Source organism: Clostridium magnum DSM 2767 (assembly GCF_001623875.1).
Lineage (GTDB): Bacteria > Bacillota > Clostridia > Clostridiales > Clostridiaceae > Clostridium_AM > Clostridium_AM magnum.
In genome coordinates this window covers 596,351-616,577 of the sequence record NZ_LWAE01000001.1, presented here as the reverse complement: position 1 = coordinate 616,577, position 20,227 = coordinate 596,351, and the positions used below count along the sequence as shown (strand labels likewise).

Below are 20,227 nucleotides of genomic sequence, written 5' to 3'. Positions count from 1 at the left end.
ATTACCTCCTAAAACTAATTTGTTCTAAAATAAAAAGAGTGGTTTTACACACTCTTACATCATGTTTATGTCGAATTTTAGATCACAAACAGAAAACAATATTTTAACTTGTCCAGATAAAAACATTTGTCTTTTAAAACTCATATTTTTTACTTTTGTTTCATCCCAATTCTGTGCTTCAGGGTATCCTGCTGCAATCCAAGCTGCTCTTTGTAACTCAACATTTATACTAGACTTATTTTCATATTCACTATCTAAAACATCTGTCTTAGCTAAGTCCTTTAAATAGGAATTAACAGCACTTAAAAAAATGACTTGATTATCATATTTATTCTTATATTTGCTGATAAAATCACTTTTGAAAGTCTTTCTTATATCATCAAACATTAAATCCTGTGCCTCTACAATTTCAACGAAAGCAAGATCTTCTGTTTTATCCGTTGTGAATGTTGTCAGAGAGTTTATGCCCAGTGCTATTTTAACTGTACCTTCATCATTCACAAGAACCATTTTTCCTTTTGCAATTTCAGCATCCACATCTGCAGGTTCAACAACAGATGCTAAATTAGGAACTTCTAAATATGTAGTACCTTTAGTTACATTGGCACCAGCTAATAAACCAAGTATAGTTGGAATTATTTTCTGTGAGTCCTGCTCCCCTCTATTATCTTTAAAAGTAACTTTAGTTTTAAATAAATCTACTACACCTTCGCAATTTGGTGCTGTTGTAGTGTCGCAAACAGTTGACTTAAAAGTTTTCTTCTGTGTTCTAATTTGTTTAGTCCAGGTTGAGATTGTATCATAATCAGCTTTTTCCCCCACTGTGGAAATCCAGCCGGTGCTCAATGTAGCTACTATATTTAAAGCATCTGTTATAGTTTTTATTGTATCTATTCTAACAACTATTACTTTGTTTGGAGTGCCTTCCATGCAGTCTTTTATATACTGCAAGTTATCAGATGTATATTTAGTGCTATCAGCTTCAACATCTGTAATTAATTTGTATTCCTTTGTACTAAATGTTTTATCTGTATCATCTTTTAATATTAAGATAACATTACCTCTAGCACTTCTTTCAACGAAGGAACTTGCCCTCTGTTTGAAAGATATATCTATATCTGGCTGTTTTATCGCCATAACACTACCCCCTCAAATTTTTAAAATGAAAAAATAACCCTAGTAAAAGAAGTTATTTTCACATATTTGTATTTATTTTTATATCTAGTTCCTCGATCATTTCTCCACTTCCAGAATCGTTTTGACTGTCTTCTGGTAACAACTCAAGTGTGTATAATTCAATTGTAGCTAGCAAGTACCCTTGCTCTTTAACCACATCAAAGTCTATATTATTTATTGGAATGTAAAAATCATCATTTACTTTTATATATTTTAGAAAAATATTTTCTAATTGCTCTTGCATATCCATTAATTCTAGCTTATTATTTTTTCTAGTTTTAGAAAAATAAAAAAGCTTTAACTCTACATTTCTTTCTTTGTTAAAAGCATTCATTAAACCTGTTTTATTATTTTCAAAATCAATGAAAAAGGATGGTCTTGTTAAATTTTCTGTTATATCTGTAGATGTAAATTTGACATTTTTAAATGTAGTATTTATCAATCCTTGTGTTACTTGTATTACCACAGCTTTATTAATATCTTTCAAAGTTATAATTTAAACCACCCTCTTTCTGTTGGAAAAATTATTTTTAAAATTAATAAAACTTTATATTTTTATGCTACATTACAATCCTTTTTCTATAATTTCTTCTAAAAACTCTTCTACATCACTATAATATCCACTTTCAAAAGCTTGTCTTGCCTCTTCCATAAAATTAAATCCTGGAATAAATTTCTCATTTCCATTGCTAGCTTTATGAATCCATCCTCTATCAAGTAGGTGAGCATGATGGGATGAATTTAAAGCTCTTACACTCCATGCTCCGTCATATTTATATATTTTTCCTCTTTTAAATCCTCTTAATAGATTCCCAGTAACTTCTCCAATTCCTTTTGATTTATAAGTGCTTTTATTAAGTTTATTAAGTTCATTACCTTCTTTTCTTAAAAACTTTTTAGCAAAAGTGCCTTGTTTCATGTTGTTAGAAGTGTTTTCTATTGTTTTTGCATATTCCATAAGTTCAGATAAATCAAATCCATCTGCCATTACATCACCTATTCTGTAATTACTTCTGTAAATATCTCTATAAATTGATTGCTTTTAAAATCTGGTTGAACATATTTAATTTCGTACTTTATTCCTTTATAAATTATCCAGTTATCATTTTTTATAAGTGGAAATGCATTAGATCTTATTCTAAATTTATGACTTGTTTTTGCAACTAATATATTAGGTTGACTAGTTTGTACTATTCCACTTAAAGGGATTATAGATGCCCATACATTTTTTATTTTTCTTGGAGATATATCAACTTCCATAGCATTATTTTGAACTTCTACATTTCCCCATATATCAATTTTATGTTTTAAATCACCAGCATTCATATGTATGCCTCCTACTATAGCAAGTTAATACTGTACATATCTAGTATAGATTTTATAACCGGATTAACTTTATCTTTATCTACTGTATACTGTCTATTATCATACAATTCACTACAAAGTACATAAACTACTAAAGACAAGTCTTCTTTTTCATCAACCTTAACATCATCTAATCCTGTATAGCCTTTTATATAAGCCTTTGAACCTAATAAAATACTTTGTAAAAATACATCCTCTTCATTAGTATCAATTTTTATATATTCTTTTAAATTTTCTATTGTTATTTCACTAACCTTCAAATTGATCACCTCATAGAACTGAGAAGGTGGATTACCCCCATCTCTAATTAAACCGCTGCCTTCATTACTAACTTAGATATCTTTTGAGCATTTTCAACTTTTGAATCTATTTCTATCCATCCAACTACACCGATAGCGTGCTGAGTAGCAAATTTTTCTCTAAGCACTTCAATAGATATATCCTCAGATAGCTTAACAGCGAGGCCACTCATGTCTCCATAGTAAATTGCAGTTTTTCCAGCTGCCATTTCTGACATATTATCAGATGTATAAACATCTTTACCAAGTAAAGTATATCCCCATTTTGCAGATACATCTTTATTCAATAGGTAGTTTCCATCATTGTCTTTTAATTTTCTGATTGATTTTCTGGTTTTTTTATTCATGATCCAGATAGCATTCCCTTGATATACATCAGGAACTTCTTCTTGAACATCAATTAATTCATCTGCAGTCAAATCAGTGGAACTTGCTGCATCCACCTTTTGAGTAACAGTGCTAAGTCCTGCAACCTTATCTACAGTACCATTTAGTAATTCTTTTTCTATCCATTTTGATATAGCATCTGCCATAGCCCCTATAACAAAGTTAACAATATCAAATTGAGAATTATTTATAAGAGACTTAGAAACCTTGCTTAACGCCCCAGCTAGGAAACCCTTTAATTCAATGCTCTTAAGTTTTCCAGAAGTAGATTCTAACTCTGTAAATTCAGTAGCATATGACATTGTTATTGTCTGAGTTGATTCATCATAGTAAGGAATATTTAAAGTGCCGCCAACATTGTAACGAGTTGAAAGTTGGTATATAGGGCAGATATCATATACCTTCTTTATGATCTTATTTGCTATAGATGAAGGAATAATGGCTCCATTATCGCCAGTGGTTAAATTAATGTCCGCTCTTTGCTCAACTACTCCTTTGATATAGTTTGCAAAAGCTCTTTCCTCTGCTTCTTCTGCCCTAAGCTCTTCTTTTTTCTTAGGGTCAACAACATTAAGATTTAAGTCTCTTGCTCTTTCCTCTGCTTTAATTGTTGCATCAATGTTAGCTATTTCCTTCTCAAGTACATTAAATTTTGTCATTTCTTCATCATTCATAGCTCTTGTTTCAGTTTTTGCCTTATCGACAATCGCCTGCATTTCTACTACTTTATCATTTCTTTGCTCAACTAGACTTTTTAAATTAGCTCTGTATTCTGCAATTCTTTTTTTTACGTTTTTCATTTATTAATCTTCCTTTCTTTCCTTCACTTTTTGAATTCTTTTTTCAAATTCCGAATAATCGATTGGTGTCTTTGTGGTTTCATCAACAACAACTGCTCTAAATTCATCACCTCTTTGCTCTGATATTACTTCCTGGTCTGCCCTTTGCTCAATAGAAGTACCAACATAACAAGGAGACATTCGATCGTCTATTATAGATACCTCAAATAAATCCAAATCCGAAACAATTCTCCGTGGTATATCTCCGGCTCTTTCTTCAATCCGGTCTTTATTAACATACATTCCAAAAGACCAGCCTTTAAGCTTTCCATCTTTAGCTTTTTGCATAACTTCTGAATCTGTAACAGTGCATATTGCTCTAAGTCCAATATTATCCTCAAACAATTGCAAATTTCCATATTTAAATGAGCCTAATTCTTTACCATGATTAAGTAGCAAATCAACATTATCTGCTCTTTCCAATGCTCTATCGAAAGCTCTTGGTTCTATCTGCTCAACCATTTTCCCTTTTGCAGTTATAATAGGCTTTGAATCTCTTCCAACAGCATTCACATACCCATCCAAAAGGACACTATCATTCCTTATTTCTATTCGCATCATTTTCACCCCCTTTCAAATTATCAATACTTGAAGTTTGATTAGTGTTAGGTGTATAAATAGTTTTAGTTTCAACATCATATAAAACCGAATCCAGCCCTAGCTTAATCCACTTTAGACCTAATGCTGGAAGATCCTCCATGAATCTAACTTCATCTATTTGAAGGAAATTAGCTTCAATGCCTGTTTTGTAAGCTTCAAATCGTTCCTTAATGTCTCCCTTTAGCATTTCTTTAGTATCAAAAGCAAAATAAAAAGAACTCTTCTCTTTTTCAAGAAGTAGTTCTCGATTTAAAGCACATTGAATTACTATTAATACAGGCATAACTCCCATTTTAAAACCATTAGTGTATTCCTTAGATGATGCAGTCCCTTTTATGATGTTAACTGGAATATTAAATAATTTGCAAATCTCTGCTGAGTTAGTTTCTTTATTTTCATTTAACTGCATTTCAACAGAAGTATTAGAAGCTTCTTGAAACTCCAATCCATCATTTAATACAACTACGTTTTCGCTATTATTACTATATAGATTCCTCCATGCTGTCTTCAATGCTTCTATAGCTACTTCTCCCAGTTTTCTTTGTGATTTTAAGAATCCTTTCTTATTCCCACCTTTTTTAACTAGATTTTCTTCATATACAAGCGAATTATAAGCTACACTAAGAATTAAGCTATTTTCTTCAATAATGCTTATCCCTTGAGCACCATCTTTAGTATTCCTTAGTAGTTTTATAAAGTCATAAGGCTTGTATGTTTTACCATTAACTAAAATATCATAATCTTTAAAAATAGGATCTACGTTTTTTATAATAGATATGTTAGTTTCATCAACATAATATAACCCTCTGTATTGATTTTTTTCTTTGCCTATATAGGCATATCCACCTTTACCAAGAAAATAATCAGATAACAATGCTCTCCAAAACTGCACAGCATCTAATGTATCACCTGTATCATCATTCAATAGCTTAGTTCTTATATCATCTTTTACCTCAATAGCCTTTCCATTTTCCTGCTTGTACAATTTAATAGGTAACATTGATACTGCATCCGCTACAAAGTTTATGCAACTTTTTAAAGCTGGAATATTCAGTGCCTGCTCCTTAGTAATAGTAGTTGAACCTAGTAACGCCTTTAATAATACATCATCCGCTGGAGGAGTTACTGTTGTTTCGTCAGCTCTACTCTCTTTTTTTCGATTAAACCACCCCATATTATCACCTCCTTCTATATGACTTGCGCTCCAAAATCATCTTCTCCAAATAGCATATCTTGCTGCAATAAATAAACCGCATTTATAGTTGATACGACCATATCAACCTTCCCTGCAGATTTCTTTTTATTAACGTATTTATTTAGATTTGTATCCTCTGTGCAACGTGCATTTTGAAAATTTATCTCAAGCATAAGGTTTTCATCATAACAGAAATTTTTACTAAGTATATGTTCCTTTATTAGCTTTGTAGGCATATGCAACACACTTGAATGTTGTTTTATTTCTACACATTCATATCCCGCTGCTTCAAGCTTTTGCACTGTACTTATTGCATTGTATCTGTCATATCCTATTTGCGTTATCTCTACACCATATTCTTCTTCAAGTCCTTTTAAGTCATGCTCGTTATCTCCAGTTATAAATGTTTCAACAAATCCATAGTCTATTACCTCATCTCCACATTCAAAACAAACACCTTGTTTTATCAGTTTATTATAGTCAACATTTTCTCTTTTACTCTTATAATCCTTTTTATCACTAGGTATAAACCCCCATACTTTAACATAAATCTTTCCTTCATGTTCAGTAACCATTGCAACTGAGGTATTATCATCAGTTTGTGATAAATCCAATCCTAAATATACTCTTTTGCCCTCCCAAAAGGACAAATCTTCTTTGATTTTGCACTCTCTAACCTTAGTGATTTCGATATATCCTTCTACTCCAAGCCCTTTATATTTAATATTGTTATGCTTACAAAGGTAATTTTCTCTTTTATTTTCATATAAAATAGCCATTATTCGCATATCTTTTATGGCCTGAAATATATAATCATGTGCTACAGCAACAGGATTACTTTGATATATTACTAAATCTTCTGTTTGCCATTTATCTTCAACTAAAAATTCATCATCTGGCTCATATAGTAATGCAAATCTTCGTCTATTATCTATAAGGCCATCTAATGTTTTTTTAGATATGTCAATTTCATCTATCATGGCGTTGTTATCATTAGGATACTGAGTGCTTATTATAATTCCTAACTTATTGAATAAAGTTATCTGAGAGGATCTCATAGCCTCAATAGGGTAACTGTCCATTGCACCCGCTTCATCAGCAAGGAAAGCATTAGCAAGTTTACCATCCATTCTGTCCTCACTATATGCCAAAGGTACATATTCGCTATCTGTTAATAAACATCTTATTTCACTTCTAAGTACTTTAAATACATCTTCTTCTGCCAATAAAGGACTAACTTTTATTATTTTTCTTATAGCAATTTTAAGTTCTGATGATAGCTTTAAATCTGGAGCAACCGAAAAGAAACGTGAAAAGGGCTTATCCGTAAGTAATAAAAGTATAAAAATAACCGCACTATTGAAAGTCTTAAAATTTTTACGACTTATCTCTAATACAGCTGTAATGTAGTACCTTATATCCTTGTTTTCATCATTTTTTAACTTAGTACATAGAGTTGCTACTATAAGCAACCAGGCATAATCTTCTAATCCTTCATCCATTGGACACATTAGATCAGGATGCACCATTAACTTTAAAAGTTTATTTATTTTATTAAGTTCTTTTTCGTCCACATAAGCTTCATTACTTTTCCCATCGGCAATATCTAGCCACTCTTTAGCTTGTTTTTTTACATACCTTGGAACCTTTCTATTAGGCTCAACAATACACCATTCAGCATATTTGTAAGCCTTACTTTCTTTAACTTCCATTTAGTGCTTCCAACAATTTATTAGTTGATTTTTCTTCTTTTTTAGGTATGCTTCTAAGTGCTGAAGCTATAGTCATTACATTTTCCTTTTCTATATCTAAAAGCATTCTTCTTTTAGATTGCACTTGCTTATCAAGTTCTATCATGCTTCCTGCTAGGCAAGCCATATTATTGCTGAAGCTCTTAAGTTCCTTTGATTTTTCTTTTCCTTCCAATTCATCAATAACCGAATAAAAAGTTTCCTTTAACGTTTCAATAAGGTTATATAGTTCTTCCCTTTTCTTTTCAAAATCTGCACACTCGGCTTGAATTATACAGTACCTATTTATAACAGGCTCATAAATAGAATCATTCTTTTCTATATTTTTAAGTAGCTTATTTATTCTTAAAAACTCTTTATGTGCTACAGGATTATTCTTAACTTCTGGACGCTCTTTTATAGCTACACCAGTAGCTAATGCAGCTTCTCCTTTTTCTCGTAACGCTAATTCTTTTTTAGTTCTATGAGATTTCTTTTCAGTTTTTAAAACCGAAAAAGGTTTGGGTGGTGTAGGCATAATAAAGCCTCCTTTCAATTATAGATTTCTCAAATAATTATATAAATCAGAAAAACCCCAGATTCGTTTCTCATGTTTTGAAGCAAGAGTAATACATTCTGCATCTGGTCCTATAGCTACATCTGATTTTAGTCCATCTACATTTTTAGATTCTGTAGTAGTAAATTTTATCTTATCACCGTTCATAAATTCTATTTCACGTTTCGTCCTATTTACTTTCTTTATTTTCCGACTATGTGTCCTATATATATCATTTATTGAAGAATAAATTTCTTCTAACCTTATTTGCTGAATAATAATTTTCATACTTTCTCCTTTTAAAAAGTTGATGTGGGAATATTTTATTTACAGATGGGGGCATGTGGTGTTCTGACCCCTGCTATTTTTTGACCTTGCCACTAGGGGGGATGCTTTTGGCATTGTTTAATAATAAAATCTAGTTTCATAAACTTTTATTCTCCTGTTCAATAATAATCTTTAATATAACATCTAACGGTATCTCTCCGCTCTCTGCCATCTCATGATGATGTCCACATACTGTAATAAGATTGTCATTATCTAACCTCTTTTCAAAGTCTTCTTCAAGTGCTATTGCATGATGAACTTCAAGATTATCATATGCATATTGTTTATATGTATCATACAGCTTTCTAATACACACCTGACATAAGAAATTGTCCCTCTGCTTTATCTCTTCCCTTTTCTTTTGCCAAGCTTTAGTCCATCTGAATTTATCTTTATGATTATTCTGTTTTTTTCTCTGTGGTTTCTTACCACAATCATACTTACTATCATGTATCTTACCACAATACTTGCAACTCTTTAGCATTACTAATCACCAAGGCTACTTATTTCCATCATCTTAAACATAAACCTACCTGCTACACTCTCCGCTTCTTTACTTACATCTTGACCCGCTGCCTCTTTTGTTTCTAACTCTAACATCTCATCTATAATATCTGCCGTCTCTCTAAACAAGTCTCTCATTTTAACTATGCTTTCATCTCTTTTGCTCATTGTTATTCCACCTCATTAAATAAAAAGAGCACTAGAATTAACCAAGTGCTCTTTACTGTGCCACCAGTTTGTAATCCCTGCTGTGGCACACCCCAATATTTTCATACTATCATTCTAGCATATCCATATTATCATTAAAATACCATCTTTTTATCATTTTTATATCATATCTAATTTCATGCCATCTATACCGAATAGATTTATACTTAATTCATTAATCATTTCGTTTATCCACCTTCGAGCAGTTATTACACTGCAGCTTAACTGTTCCGCAACTTTTTCATATGTCATTTCGTCTATAAAGAACATCTTTAAAGCTTCATATTTTTCTGGAGAACATAGTTTACGTTGTTTATTTCCAAGAGTTTCCATAGATACATCTATATGAGCAATCATAATTAATGTTTTAGTCTTACTTTTCTTTATAGATAGAATATACAATTCATCACGATCTATTTCTCCTATATCTATCAAATCTGTTTCTAGCCTAGTAGCATCACTTATTGCATTTTTTACATGGCTTTTTAAATCATTGTAATGACTTAAAAGTAATCTTGTATTGTGAAACACCTTCTTCCTCTGCTCCTGTCTTTTCTCCTTATCATATTCCTTTATAGCTTCCTTTGTAGCCTTACTTATTAACTCGTCCACATTTATGTTGTTTTTTCCCATACTGTATTACCTCCTACGTCAATCACTTCTATACGATTATTTTTTAAGAGAGTTTATCTATGGTTGTCCACGTCTCCACCTACCTCTGGCGCACTTTTCAATCCCGCTATTTTGTGTATCTGCTAAATCAACTAAAAACTTTCTTCTTTTATATTCTTTCTCTTTAAGTCTTTTCTTGGCATATTCCATAAACCTTTCTTTATTTGTCATTAGACTTACCTCTTTAAGAATTTATAATTTTCACATCACCCATCTATCATAAATTTACAATAGCCAGGTAATACTTAGTTGGATTATGAACTAATCCCTGTAATACTCACAGTCTTTATATTCTTTTGGCATACCTTTGCAATCCTTATCACATTTTTGTTGTTCTTCACATTCAAAACAACACTTGTCGGAATTTATTATGTCGCACCCTAAAAAACAAAATTTACACCCCATAAAATCACTCCTTTAAATAAGTCACATAATATTCAAGATCTTCACCTGGTATTTGCATTTTGACTTTTCTAGAAACCTAATCAAAGAATCTTATTTTGTTCCAACTCTGTTTGTTTTTTTCCTATGTAAGTTTTTAAATGCAACTTCTTGTTTTTCTATAAAAATTCCTAAACTCTTCAAAGGTTCCAAATCAACTACCATAGCTTGTATAATCATCTGAGGTGTTATCCCCACATATCTATAGTAGTCTTTTTGTGCTTCGGTTAGATATAGCCCAACTCTTTCAAATTCATCTAAGTTATTCTGATCTTCATTCATAATTTTTCTCTCCTTGATATCAATTAATATAATCAAGATCTTCAGCTATATCTTGTAATGCGACTATTTCAATTCTCTGCCACACATAGGACAAAACTTAATAGGTATTGAACTTTCAACATTTAAATTCCCTTGTTCATCACATGCTTCTTCAACTCCAGAGCCTATAAACCTCTTGCCAAATTTGTCAATTAGTAAAGTAACATTAAACCTATCCCCACATATTGAACTCACTAGATGCAATGTTGAATCAGAACTTAACACCTCTATTTTTTTATCTACTAATTCTCTTGGATACTGTTCGCAATACTTACATTTTCCCATAAACCAATCATTCCTTTCTTATTTGTTAATACGCATTATTTACATAATTTGTCTTGATAAAATATCTTTTTTATTGATGTATATTTTTGAATTATCTGTTTATCGTTTTATCTTTATATACAGATAAAATAATATTTAAATTGCTTCTCTAAACTTTCCATTACCTTCACACAACTCTGGTAAATTCGCTCTCACTAGTGCTTCAGCAAATGGTGGAGGTACCGCATTACCACAACGTGCTACCTGTGCCGTTTTGGGATACTTTTTCCCTTCATAATCACGATCTATAACATAATTGCTTGGAAATCCCTGAGCTGCAAATAGTTCATGAGGTTCTAACATCCTCATTCCTATATCAGCTATCTGGTAATCTTGGCCATAAATCGTAACTAATCCAAATCTATCTTTGCTCACTATAGTATCTAAAGGCTCCTTGATATCCTGCCCTACTCCTTGACCATAATACTTAATTAGAAATGCTCTTACCTCACCGATATGACCAGGTCCAGCAACTATTGTATTCAATGGTTCTTTCATATCTGTTCCTATCATGTTTTTATTCATTTGTATAATAAAAGCACTTACTAATCCGTATCTAGGTGAGCTATCTAATGTCATAATTGGTTCTTTAATAGATTGTCCCCTCACTCCATCCTTTGTTGTTTCAGAGTGATATTGAATCAAATACGGAGTTACCAGGCAATGTTCAGCTTTGCTTACTATTGTTGTTAATGGTTCATGAATTGATTTATTCCTATCTTTTGTAAACCCAGTTTGACCAATCTGCATTATAAAAGGTTCTGGACTTTCAATTACAAATTTTTTTATTCCTTTTGCTATACGTTTCATGGTATTTTCCGCAAGTGGCTTCTTTCTGCCAAATATACTTTTACAAGGGATATCCCAATCGATAATTTCAGCAGCTGGTACATATGCCTTTAATAATCCATCCTTAACCTCCTCACTATGTCTATCTCCATGAGTAGGTTTAGGCCATACTATAGGTTTACCATCACACCTCGCAACCATAAAGAATCTTTTTCTTTTTGTAGGTGCTCCATAATCAGCTGCCACAAGCTCCCTAGATTCAATTTGATATCCTAATGCTTCGAGTTGTCCTCTCCATTTCCAATATGTTTGACCCTTCTTACTTTTTATAGGATGTCTGCGCCTATTTAAAGGCCCCCAAGTCTGAAATTCTTCTACATTCTCTAACATAATCACTCTTGGTCTAACAAGTGCTGCCCATTTTAGAACAATCCATGCCAATCCCCTTATCTTCTTATCACAAGGTTTCCCACCCTTTGCCTTTGAGAAGTGTTTGCAATCTGGACTAAACCAAGCTAAACCTACCTTACGACCTCTTACAGCCTTAATTGGGTCTACAGTCCAAACTGATTCCTGATAATGCTCTGTAGTTGGATGATTAGCTTTGTGCATTGCTATAGCCGCAGGATCATGATTGATAGCTATGTCTACGCTATGCCCTATGGCTAACTCTATTCCAGTGGATGCTCCCCCGCCGCCTGCAAAATTATCCACTATTATTTCATCTAGTATACTAATCTGTTTCATTTTCTCACCAACTTTCTGTCGTATTTTCTTCACTTTATCTACTTTTCTATAACTTCAGCATCCTGCTTTAACACGTGCCCAAGTTTTCCTCCAGCATCTTTAGTAGTTACTATATAGTCTTTTGTATTTTCTTTCTGAACAGTATAAGTTTTTCCTATCTTATTTTTATACCAAATCCCTTCCCTGCTACAGTTCATTATTATGATTTTCAATCATATCACCCTTCTTTTTTTTATAAAAAACTCTCCTGAGTGGCTTGTACTTTTTTCCTAGGCTTATCTTCTTTAACTGGTTTTCTTTCCAGCTTATTTATTCTCTCAATCAGTGATTTTTGATGTTTCTTTGATATGCTGTATTCAAGCGATAGTTTTAGTAGTTCTATTGGCGTTAACTCTTTAATAACTATGATTATCACCATCTTTCTTACAGATCCTTTACTTTGCGTAACATCAAAATTTAATATCTACCATTCCCAAAATTACATAACCTTCTTTTACAAAGCGAATATCATCAAGTTTATAAGTTACTAATTTGGGTATCCATGCTCCTGTATACCTTTCTTTGTTTGGTTCAAACTCCTCTAATATTAATGTGTCACCAACCTCATAATCTCGATCATTTTTCCGTACTTCAAACTGCTTAATTCCGCTTTTAATATCATTAAAAAATGGTGTCCATGTTTTTAAATAGTGTACATTAGGCAAAATATCAACTCCTTTTGAGTTATTTCATCTTTATCCCCATAAATGATAAATTATAAATTTGCTTTCTTATCTCTTCAGAGATGCTTTTACCAGCTCCATCTACTGTTATTTTTACTTCTTGTACAATTTCAGTGGATCCATTAATTTTAGCTTTAAGTTCCTTCACTTCTTTGTAATTTTTATATGTTAGTCCTATATTAGCTGCACCTTCTAAAGCAATTAGTATTAAAATAACGTTTAATAACATCTTTAATCCTCCTCTATCCAATCATTCATATCTTATTTTTTCTGCATAAACGAACTTATCATCTATTATTTCCACCTTATATTTTTTACGCTCATACATTTTTACTAGTCTAATTTTCTCCTTAAAATTTCTAAACCTAATACATATAACTTTTATCATCAGCCCTGGCATATTCTTTCCCCCTTATTTTCAAATGGGATATTTCGATTACTTATAAACTACCTTATCCTTTCCTCTTGCTCACCTTTATTCCAGATCATCCTGCAGCTTGTGTAAATATTATTTAATACTCTCATAATGTGTTCTATTCTGCCTTTTAAAGTTGTTTGCTTAGTTTTTGTGACCTTTTCAAGGTCTCTGACTTCAATTAGTATGTTGCTCCATCTTTCATACTGGGCAAGGGCACTTTTATGCATCTTATATGCCCTTGCGTACTCTACATCTTGTAAGGTATTAAATTCATTAACTAAATTAATATAGTTTTCTGCATCCTGCTTATAGTCTTCCACGTTATCACCTCATTTACAGCTTTTCAGACATCTTGCCTATAACACCCATAACCGCTTTTTTATACTTTTCTTTAACTTCATCCTCTTCTATATCTGATAAAGCACCAAGTAATGCTTTGAATGTATTGACTAATTCCTCAAAATATATTGAAAATTTAACTACCGGCTCATTATTACTAGAACTTTGTTTTACCTTTTCTCTAAGATCCTGGAGCTCTTTTTCAACTTCTTCAGGAATCTTTTCAATAACCTCTGGAGAAGCAACAACCTCTATAGGTTTTTCCTTAAGTGCCTTCTCTAAATCTTCTATCTTTTTACTTGCATCTAATAGCTTATCCTCAGCTTCATGAAGAGATGCTTGAAGCTTTTCAACATCCTCATTGTTTCCAGATACTTGAGCCTTGGCTAGCTGCTCATTTATACTTTTAATATGAGTTCTAAGATTCTCAATTTCTACTTCTCTATTTGTTAGTTCCTCTTTATTTTTACTTTCAATAGCTTCGAGCTCTTTCCTTTTTGTTAGGAAAATCTATAGGATTTTCATATACAGCAAACATAGGAAAATTAATATATCCTACATTACGTTTATTAAATTTATAAAGTTTACTAACACACTCATAATTTTCATCGAGAAAATTTTCAATAATTACACTTTTCATTTTGCCCTTACCCTCCTTTCTTTTTTTGTTGATAACCTGTGTATAACCTGTTAATAGTTTGTGTGTATTTCTCATTCTAGTCGTCTCATCTTTAAATATACGGACCATCCGGTTATATCGTTATATTCAGCTTTAAATCCATAATCACTGTTTGTAAGGGTCCATCCTGGGTATTTCTTTTCCCAGTATGACCTGCTAGGTATTTCCTTACATATTTTTTCAACTTCTCTTCTGCTGTATTTATGGTCATTAGTTCGGGACCACGGCTTTTTCAAATTGTGTGACGAACTCCACCGCTTTTTTCTATTCTTATACTTTGTAAGATATCTACATAGAGCTGCAGTTCCATTTTCATCTGGCTGCAATCTATCTGCATTTATATAGCCTATGCTTTCACCCTTCTTTTGTCCTTTTTGTTTTCTTTTGCTCCAAAGGTCTTCTATGACCTCTCTGCTAAGACCACCATTCATAAAAATATGATGATGTATTCTTACAGGTTTTTCTCCATCCTTTTCAACGCTGTATTCTGTCACAAGTATATACTTTAAGGAATCCAGTCCATCTTTTTTTCTTCTATAACTAATTCTGCGTAAATAGTTGGATATCTCCTTCTCAGCCGCTTCTATTGTTTCTGGTAAAAACTTATCTTTATATGTTACAGCAACGTGTAAATCACCTTCTCCAAAATTTGTATTTGCTAACTGTGTTAAATATCTTCTTGCATTTTTATCATTCAGATTCTTCTGCTTTGGTTCACTCTCTTTTTTTCTCTTAGATCTCTTGCCTCTTCTACTTACCTCTTCCTGATTTTTTGTGTAAGTATATATATCTACTTCTAAATACTTTTCTCCACAATATATCTTCTTCTCTCTTGTGAAAGTCTTCATGTCTTTTCTCTCTTCTCCTTTCTGTCAACTAAGGAGTATGTATCTTATAAACAATATCTATCCTCTCTCTTATATACTTTCAGTCCCTATCTCTTATTAATTAGTTATTAGTATTTCTTAATATATATAATTAGATAGTATCGTTATAATCTTAATACCCTATACAAGCCGTAAAAAGATTGATTAAAGTCCGTATTTTATTGACCTTCACCGCTTTAATTTGATATAATGGGAATAGAGATTTTTTATTAAAGCGATGAATTTTTATTAAAACGCCTTACATTTATCTGGCCGGATATATGCAAAGCGTTTTTCTTTACCATTTTTATTGTTTATGAAAACCATTTTTATTCCCTTTAACGATTCCTTATTCTGCCATGATCTCCCTAGTTCAACATTCATCTTTTCCACATTCTTTTATGATGGTACCTAGTAGATGGCTTCTTCATAACTCCTATTTTTGTTAAATATGTAGCTTTACTAGATATTGTTGTTGCTCTTCTATCTAAGGCTAGGCTCATTTCTTCTGGGCCTATGATATAATACCAATCAATTAAATATTGCAAATCTTCCTGGCTCCAAGGTTGACCATGTTTACTATGAAACTCTGGATGATACTTCATTCTTCCCATTTTGTCATACTCAATCGGAATCACTTTCCAACCTCCATACCATTAAGAACTTTATGCTTTGCAGTTATACCAAACATAGTTTATTCACTCCTCTCTTATGACAAAATATTCGAGTTAAACTCTTTTGACGTTTTTCTTTTGTAAGTAGCCCTACTTCTCTAGGTGTCATTATTGGTTTTGTAGCAGCTGTTTCAATATCCCATCCTGATTCTAACCTTCTATGAAACGTTCTTTCACTAATCCCATTTTTTTCAGCAAGTTCCTTAAACTCTTTTGGATATTTTCGACTTTTTTCATATGCCTGCTTTGCCTGAGCTTTTCTATCTTGTAACGGCTGAGTCGCAGCTCTCTCTAAATCCCATCCAAGTTCATTTGCTCTGTATTTAAAAGTACTGTAGCAAATTCCATTTTCTTGTGCTAACTTTATCCAATCTGATCCTAATCTTTTATGTCTACTCGGCGAAATACTAATTGCTTTTTCTTTATTCCACGCTAATCTACGGATTCTTACTTCTAATAGAGCTTTACTTATTCCATTAGCTTCAGCCATCTCATATTCTTCAGGAGTTATATAAAAATCATAAACATTTACCATTTTACGCTCCTATCTACGAACATCTTTTTAGAGCTATAGCACATCTTTCAGCAATTATTTTTGCATCATTATGACTAGGCTTTTTGCCAAAGCTCTTAAAATTAAACTTTATATCATCAGCTGTCATCTTCCTAATTTCTTTAAATTCCACATCCGAAATAGGTTGTCCAATTTTGCTCTCTAAAAATTTTTTCAGCATGCTATTCCTCCTCGTATAATAAGTTTATAGCAGTTATTTACTGCCTATAAACTTATTTATTTTTTATATTTTGTATAGATTAAGAAAGCATCTCAATTTTTCTAGTGGGGATTCTCCCAATTCAGTATTGCTGATTCTTATACTTTCCGATCTATACTGTTTTAACCTACTATTTATTAAAGGATTTTCTAATGCTAAAATAGTCATAACGGAACTTTAGCGAAGGTTACTGCTGTATTCCTCCTGCAAAACACATTGTGTTATTGCCTGTAAAGCTTGCAGCCTGACCAAAGTATCATATTCTGCTTACACAAATGTTGCATCTCCTTTCGCAGCCACCAGCAAGGTTTTGCGTCTGGATGAATGCTAATTACGCGAGGTTGCAGTTAGTACTTTGGATTAGGATAATCCTTTCTAATTTCCTCATTATTTTTGAAAGGTGGTGATTTCATGAAGAAATTAGATTACTTATCAACTCTATTTGTTGGTATCGATATTGGTGCGAGACAAAATGTTGTCTCTGCTATTAATTTTGAACAGGAATTCTTGATTAAGATGAAACCTGTTCCTAATACGCAATTTGGTGCAGAGCAACTTGAATCCATGCTTGTTAAGGTTTTAGAAAACAATACTTTTAAAGCTGTTATAATCGGCTTAGAATCTACTTCCTTTTATGGAGTACATATAGCCAATTTTTTATCTGCTAGTGAAAAACTTATGACTTACAAACCTTATGTTTACTGCTTGAATCCTAAGGAAGTTGCTAACTACAAAGAATCCTTTAATTCTCTTGATAAAAATGATGGCATTGACTCTTTTGTTATTGCTGACTTTGCAAGAGTTGGCAGAATTCATATTGAACCTTGGCGTGGTTCTCAATATCTTGCTCTGCAAAGACTTACAAGGCACAGACTTCATATTGTTGAATGCTTAACTAGAGAAAAAACTTACATGTTATCCAATGTATTTCTTAAGTTCAGCGAATTTGCATTATTACAGGGAGAAGATCATCCTTTTTCTAATAAATACGGTGCTACCGCATCTTCAATACTTACTGAATTTCTATCTTCCGAAGATATTGCAAATACATCAATTGAAGAACTTGTTGACTTCGTCAATAGAAAAAGTCGGAAAAGGATTTCTAATCCTCAGATGACTGCTGAAATTTTGCAGCAAGCTGCACGTAATTCATACCGTCTTGATAAATGTTTGTATGAGCCATTAACAACCTCTATTGCTTGTTCTTTCAACTGTATTCAGGCTTTTGATAAAGAACTTAAAGGTATTAACAAAGCCATTGAAAAAGCTGTTATGGGAATGAATCCTGTGGAATACAAAATATTAATGTCTATTCCTGGTTTTGGCCCTGTTTACTCCAGTGGCATTCTTGCTGAATTAGGAAGTGTGCATGCATTTCCTAGTAATGATGCTATTGCTAAATACGCTGGCATCGTGTGGAAAGAAAATCAATCTGGAGGTTTTAAAGCTGAAAATACACCTATGAACAAAGCTGGTAACCGTTATTTACGCTATTATCTCATAGAAGCTGCAGGAAGTGTTGTTTGCCATATTCCTGAATATCAAGAGTTCTATCAGAAGAAATTTGCTGAAGTAACTACACATCAGCACAAACGAGCACTCGCGCTAACATCTCGTAAACTTATTCGTATGATTTTTGGATTGCTGGCTAAAAATCAGCTCTACTCTTCAAATAGAGTAGATTAATCTATATAAATTATACGAACATACTTTCTCATTGGACTGTATGTTTATTAAGGTTACCCATTTTTAAAGAAATCATTTGATTTTCTTTTCATTTTGTTCTTGACATATTACCAAATTGCTTTTGTATTCATTTAACCTATCTTCTTAATTAGCAATTCCACACCTGTAATTCTGTGAATAAATATATAACACTCTGAAGTCTTCTTACGTCTTAAAAAATCCCCTGGATCATATCCCTGCTGCTTTATTATTTTTTTCTCCGCTAACGTTAATCTTTTCCCTCTTATTGGTTTCAAAATTACTACCTCCTTTTGTAAGCTTGTACTACTTGACTGTTCTATTCTAAAATCTAGAACATATAATAAATTGTGTGGTGTTTCTATTTTTATGAAAAATAGTTTTTATAAAAAGGCTTTTCAGCCTATTCATCATATGTATGTTTATCCAAATACTCTTTGATAAGAAACAATGTAATTACTTATCATCTACATCTTTCTTTTCAAGCTCTGTAATTAAATACTGAAGTTCATCTGCTGTTAGTTTTCTACTAACTATTTCCGCTAACTTTTCTGCATATTTTTTCCTTAAGGAAGTTTTGTCTTTAGGAAGAATTAATGTTACTATACTCATAAAGCACCTACCTCGAAATAATTCCTCATTTTATAATATTCTGATCATGTTTTTTTGTTGTCACTTTTTCTCCACTTTTATATTTGATTTTAAGTACTATCCTTTTCACAGATCTTCCACCCCTCATTTAAATTAAATTTTCAACTTTTTCTTCTAGAGATTCAGCAATTTTAACTAATGTATCTATTCTAGGATTTTTCGCCTTCTTAGTTATTATTAGGTCGTGTAACGTTGAATACGATATTTCACTTTCCAAAGATAGCTTGTACAAAGAAAATCCTTTTATCTTCATCTTTTGCTTTATTTTTTCTACATTCATCTTATCGCCCCCTTATCGCTTAAGCGATTATATTTTAATTTTATATCACATTACCGATAATTCAAACTGTAATTTCCCGCCTTTTTATCTTATTTGCTTAAAATAAATTCCAAATACTTGTATTTTCTACATAATTCTTAGTTTTTTATCGGTTTATAGATAAATATGCCGATAATTTATCTGTAAACCGAGCATCTTTGCACTTTACTAATTATCAGTTTACCGATATAATATAAATAGTTAAATATTTGTATTGAGGTGAAAAAATGAACATATCAGAGTTAGGTCAAAATATAAAAAAAGTTAGAGATCAAAAAGGCTGGACATTAAACAAATTGAAGCAAGAAAGTGGAGTTGGCTATGCAACACTTCATGATATAGAGAATGGTAAAAGCCAAAATTTAAATTCTTCAAATCTTGAAAAAGTAGCTAAAGCTCTAGATGTAACCACAAATGAGTTGCTAGGAATTGATGTAGTTGAATATACCGTTATTGATTTAGAAGAAACATTAGATGCAGTTTTTCAATCAGATGAATTAGAATTAGATGGTGTCTTAATAAATTCTGATGAAAAAGAAGAATTAAAAGATTTGTTTGCAGTGGCTATAAATAACATAAGAAGAAGAAGGAGGAATAAATAGT

At 32.1% G+C, this 20,227-nt stretch carries 35 protein-coding genes; 2 read left to right on the top strand and 33 right to left on the bottom strand.

Translation table 11 applies throughout. The features are described from left to right. Positions 1-54: 54 nt before the first annotated feature. The 30 genes from CLMAG_RS02950 to CLMAG_RS02825 all read right to left on the bottom strand — a co-directional run bounded on the left by CLMAG_RS02950 (position 55) and on the right by CLMAG_RS02825 (position 16,911). The gene (locus tag CLMAG_RS02950) at positions 55-1,137 is read right to left on the bottom strand and encodes a phage tail sheath C-terminal domain-containing protein (RefSeq protein WP_066617723.1); all 1,083 of its coding nucleotides are present in this window, start codon (positions 1,135-1,137) and stop codon (positions 55-57) included. Positions 1,138-1,195: 58 nt separating this feature from the next. Continuing rightward, a complete protein-coding gene (locus tag CLMAG_RS02945) occupies positions 1,196-1,663 on the bottom strand; it encodes a phage tail terminator family protein (protein ID WP_066617721.1) in 468 nt (155 codons plus the stop codon). Between the two features lie 78 nt (positions 1,664-1,741). Beyond that, positions 1,742-2,164, bottom strand: coding sequence for a hypothetical protein (locus CLMAG_RS02940; RefSeq protein ID WP_066617712.1), 423 nt, complete (start codon positions 2,162-2,164; stop codon positions 1,742-1,744). Positions 2,165-2,172: 8 nt separating this feature from the next. After that, positions 2,173-2,502 (bottom strand): head-tail adaptor protein, encoded by a 330-nt coding sequence (locus tag CLMAG_RS02935; protein WP_066617709.1) that lies wholly within the window; start codon positions 2,500-2,502, stop codon positions 2,173-2,175. 14 nt (positions 2,503-2,516) lie between these two features. Then, complete coding sequence (locus CLMAG_RS02930; protein ID WP_242872914.1) at positions 2,517-2,810, bottom strand: head-tail connector protein; 294 nt, start codon at positions 2,808-2,810, stop codon at positions 2,517-2,519. 38 nt (positions 2,811-2,848) lie between these two features. After that, the gene (locus CLMAG_RS02925; RefSeq protein WP_066617705.1) at positions 2,849-4,027 is read right to left on the bottom strand and encodes a phage major capsid protein; all 1,179 of its coding nucleotides are present in this window, start codon (positions 4,025-4,027) and stop codon (positions 2,849-2,851) included. 3 nt (positions 4,028-4,030) lie between these two features. Then, a complete protein-coding gene (locus CLMAG_RS02920; RefSeq protein ID WP_242872913.1) occupies positions 4,031-4,627 on the bottom strand; it encodes an HK97 family phage prohead protease in 597 nt (198 codons plus the stop codon). Beyond that, the gene (locus CLMAG_RS02915; RefSeq protein ID WP_066617700.1) at positions 4,602-5,840 is read right to left on the bottom strand and encodes a phage portal protein; all 1,239 of its coding nucleotides are present in this window, start codon (positions 5,838-5,840) and stop codon (positions 4,602-4,604) included. Before CLMAG_RS02915 ends, CLMAG_RS02920 begins: the two co-directional genes overlap by 26 nt. A gap of 14 nt (positions 5,841-5,854) precedes the next feature. Then, positions 5,855-7,573, bottom strand: a complete 1,719-nt coding sequence (locus CLMAG_RS02910; RefSeq protein ID WP_066617691.1) for a terminase TerL endonuclease subunit — start codon at positions 7,571-7,573, stop codon at positions 5,855-5,857. Then, positions 7,563-8,129 (bottom strand): hypothetical protein, encoded by a 567-nt coding sequence (locus tag CLMAG_RS02905; protein ID WP_066617688.1) that lies wholly within the window; start codon positions 8,127-8,129, stop codon positions 7,563-7,565. The genes CLMAG_RS02910 and CLMAG_RS02905 overlap by 11 nt, the downstream gene beginning before the upstream one ends. An 18-nt stretch (positions 8,130-8,147) precedes the next feature. Then, positions 8,148-8,435 (bottom strand): hypothetical protein, encoded by a 288-nt coding sequence (locus CLMAG_RS02900; protein ID WP_066617685.1) that lies wholly within the window; start codon positions 8,433-8,435, stop codon positions 8,148-8,150. Between the two features lie 136 nt (positions 8,436-8,571). Next, positions 8,572-8,958: an HNH endonuclease gene (locus CLMAG_RS02895; RefSeq protein ID WP_066617683.1), complete on the bottom strand. Its 387-nt coding sequence runs from the start codon at positions 8,956-8,958 to the stop codon at positions 8,572-8,574. Positions 8,959-8,960: 2 nt separating this feature from the next. Then, on the bottom strand, positions 8,961-9,146 hold the full coding sequence (locus CLMAG_RS02890; RefSeq protein WP_066617680.1) for a hypothetical protein: 186 nt from the start codon (positions 9,144-9,146) through the stop codon (positions 8,961-8,963). A 159-nt stretch (positions 9,147-9,305) separates the two neighbouring features. Continuing rightward, on the bottom strand, positions 9,306-9,818 hold the full coding sequence (locus tag CLMAG_RS02885; RefSeq protein WP_066617676.1) for a helix-turn-helix domain-containing protein: 513 nt from the start codon (positions 9,816-9,818) through the stop codon (positions 9,306-9,308). A 57-nt stretch (positions 9,819-9,875) separates the two neighbouring features. Next, complete coding sequence (locus CLMAG_RS32890; protein WP_169809784.1) at positions 9,876-10,028, bottom strand: hypothetical protein; 153 nt, start codon at positions 10,026-10,028, stop codon at positions 9,876-9,878. Positions 10,029-10,118: 90 nt separating this feature from the next. After that, entirely contained in the window at positions 10,119-10,262 is a 144-nt protein-coding gene (locus CLMAG_RS32205) for a hypothetical protein (RefSeq protein WP_161486916.1), read from the bottom strand. Positions 10,263-10,352: 90 nt separating this feature from the next. Then, complete coding sequence (locus CLMAG_RS02880) at positions 10,353-10,580, bottom strand: hypothetical protein (protein WP_066617674.1); 228 nt, start codon at positions 10,578-10,580, stop codon at positions 10,353-10,355. 63 nt (positions 10,581-10,643) lie between these two features. After that, on the bottom strand, positions 10,644-10,904 hold the full coding sequence (locus tag CLMAG_RS02875) for a hypothetical protein (RefSeq protein WP_066617672.1): 261 nt from the start codon (positions 10,902-10,904) through the stop codon (positions 10,644-10,646). A 135-nt stretch (positions 10,905-11,039) separates the two neighbouring features. Beyond that, a complete protein-coding gene (locus tag CLMAG_RS02870; protein ID WP_066617670.1) occupies positions 11,040-12,479 on the bottom strand; it encodes a DNA cytosine methyltransferase in 1,440 nt (479 codons plus the stop codon). 38 nt (positions 12,480-12,517) lie between these two features. Beyond that, positions 12,518-12,691, bottom strand: a complete 174-nt coding sequence (locus CLMAG_RS32885; protein ID WP_169809783.1) for a hypothetical protein — start codon at positions 12,689-12,691, stop codon at positions 12,518-12,520. A 20-nt stretch (positions 12,692-12,711) separates the two neighbouring features. After that, entirely contained in the window at positions 12,712-12,897 is a 186-nt protein-coding gene (locus CLMAG_RS02865; RefSeq protein WP_066617668.1) for a hypothetical protein, read from the bottom strand. A gap of 31 nt (positions 12,898-12,928) precedes the next feature. Then, entirely contained in the window at positions 12,929-13,183 is a 255-nt protein-coding gene (locus tag CLMAG_RS02860; protein ID WP_066617666.1) for a DUF3850 domain-containing protein, read from the bottom strand. 19 nt (positions 13,184-13,202) lie between these two features. Then, positions 13,203-13,430: a hypothetical protein gene (locus CLMAG_RS02855; protein WP_066617664.1), complete on the bottom strand. Its 228-nt coding sequence runs from the start codon at positions 13,428-13,430 to the stop codon at positions 13,203-13,205. A gap of 21 nt (positions 13,431-13,451) precedes the next feature. Next, positions 13,452-13,601 carry a hypothetical protein gene (locus tag CLMAG_RS32200; RefSeq protein WP_161486915.1) on the bottom strand — a complete coding sequence of 50 codons (150 nt, stop codon included), beginning with the start codon at positions 13,599-13,601 and terminating at the stop codon, positions 13,452-13,454. A gap of 47 nt (positions 13,602-13,648) precedes the next feature. After that, entirely contained in the window at positions 13,649-13,939 is a 291-nt protein-coding gene (locus CLMAG_RS02850) for a hypothetical protein (protein WP_066617661.1), read from the bottom strand. 491 nt (positions 13,940-14,430) lie between these two features. Beyond that, positions 14,431-14,598, bottom strand: a complete 168-nt coding sequence (locus CLMAG_RS32195) for a hypothetical protein (protein WP_161486914.1) — start codon at positions 14,596-14,598, stop codon at positions 14,431-14,433. Positions 14,599-14,669: 71 nt separating this feature from the next. Then, the gene (locus CLMAG_RS02840; protein WP_066617657.1) at positions 14,670-15,485 is read right to left on the bottom strand and encodes a hypothetical protein; all 816 of its coding nucleotides are present in this window, start codon (positions 15,483-15,485) and stop codon (positions 14,670-14,672) included. Positions 15,486-15,883: 398 nt separating this feature from the next. Further along, positions 15,884-16,141, bottom strand: coding sequence for a hypothetical protein (locus CLMAG_RS02835; protein WP_242872912.1), 258 nt, complete (start codon positions 16,139-16,141; stop codon positions 15,884-15,886). A 40-nt stretch (positions 16,142-16,181) separates the two neighbouring features. After that, the gene (locus CLMAG_RS02830; RefSeq protein ID WP_066617653.1) at positions 16,182-16,712 is read right to left on the bottom strand and encodes a hypothetical protein; all 531 of its coding nucleotides are present in this window, start codon (positions 16,710-16,712) and stop codon (positions 16,182-16,184) included. Positions 16,713-16,725: 13 nt separating this feature from the next. Next, the gene (locus CLMAG_RS02825; RefSeq protein ID WP_066617650.1) at positions 16,726-16,911 is read right to left on the bottom strand and encodes a hypothetical protein; all 186 of its coding nucleotides are present in this window, start codon (positions 16,909-16,911) and stop codon (positions 16,726-16,728) included. Between the two features lie 450 nt (positions 16,912-17,361). Between CLMAG_RS02825 and CLMAG_RS02820 the strand changes: the two genes are divergently transcribed. Beyond that, a complete protein-coding gene (locus CLMAG_RS02820) occupies positions 17,362-18,636 on the top strand; it encodes an IS110 family RNA-guided transposase (RefSeq protein WP_066616512.1) in 1,275 nt (424 codons plus the stop codon). A 131-nt stretch (positions 18,637-18,767) separates the two neighbouring features. On the opposite strand, the gene CLMAG_RS32190 is transcribed toward CLMAG_RS02820, so the two are convergent. The 3 genes from CLMAG_RS32190 to CLMAG_RS02815 form a co-directional block, all read right to left on the bottom strand. After that, positions 18,768-18,932 (bottom strand): DUF6906 family protein, encoded by a 165-nt coding sequence (locus CLMAG_RS32190; protein ID WP_161486913.1) that lies wholly within the window; start codon positions 18,930-18,932, stop codon positions 18,768-18,770. Positions 18,933-19,110: 178 nt separating this feature from the next. Continuing rightward, positions 19,111-19,266 (bottom strand): hypothetical protein, encoded by a 156-nt coding sequence (locus tag CLMAG_RS32880; RefSeq protein WP_169809782.1) that lies wholly within the window; start codon positions 19,264-19,266, stop codon positions 19,111-19,113. Positions 19,267-19,393: 127 nt separating this feature from the next. Next, positions 19,394-19,585 (bottom strand): helix-turn-helix domain-containing protein, encoded by a 192-nt coding sequence (locus CLMAG_RS02815; RefSeq protein WP_066617647.1) that lies wholly within the window; start codon positions 19,583-19,585, stop codon positions 19,394-19,396. Positions 19,586-19,851: 266 nt separating this feature from the next. On the opposite strand from CLMAG_RS02815, the gene CLMAG_RS02810 reads away from it, so the two are divergent. Continuing rightward, a complete protein-coding gene (locus CLMAG_RS02810; protein ID WP_066617645.1) occupies positions 19,852-20,226 on the top strand; it encodes a helix-turn-helix domain-containing protein in 375 nt (124 codons plus the stop codon). Position 20,227: the final 1 nt, after the last annotated feature.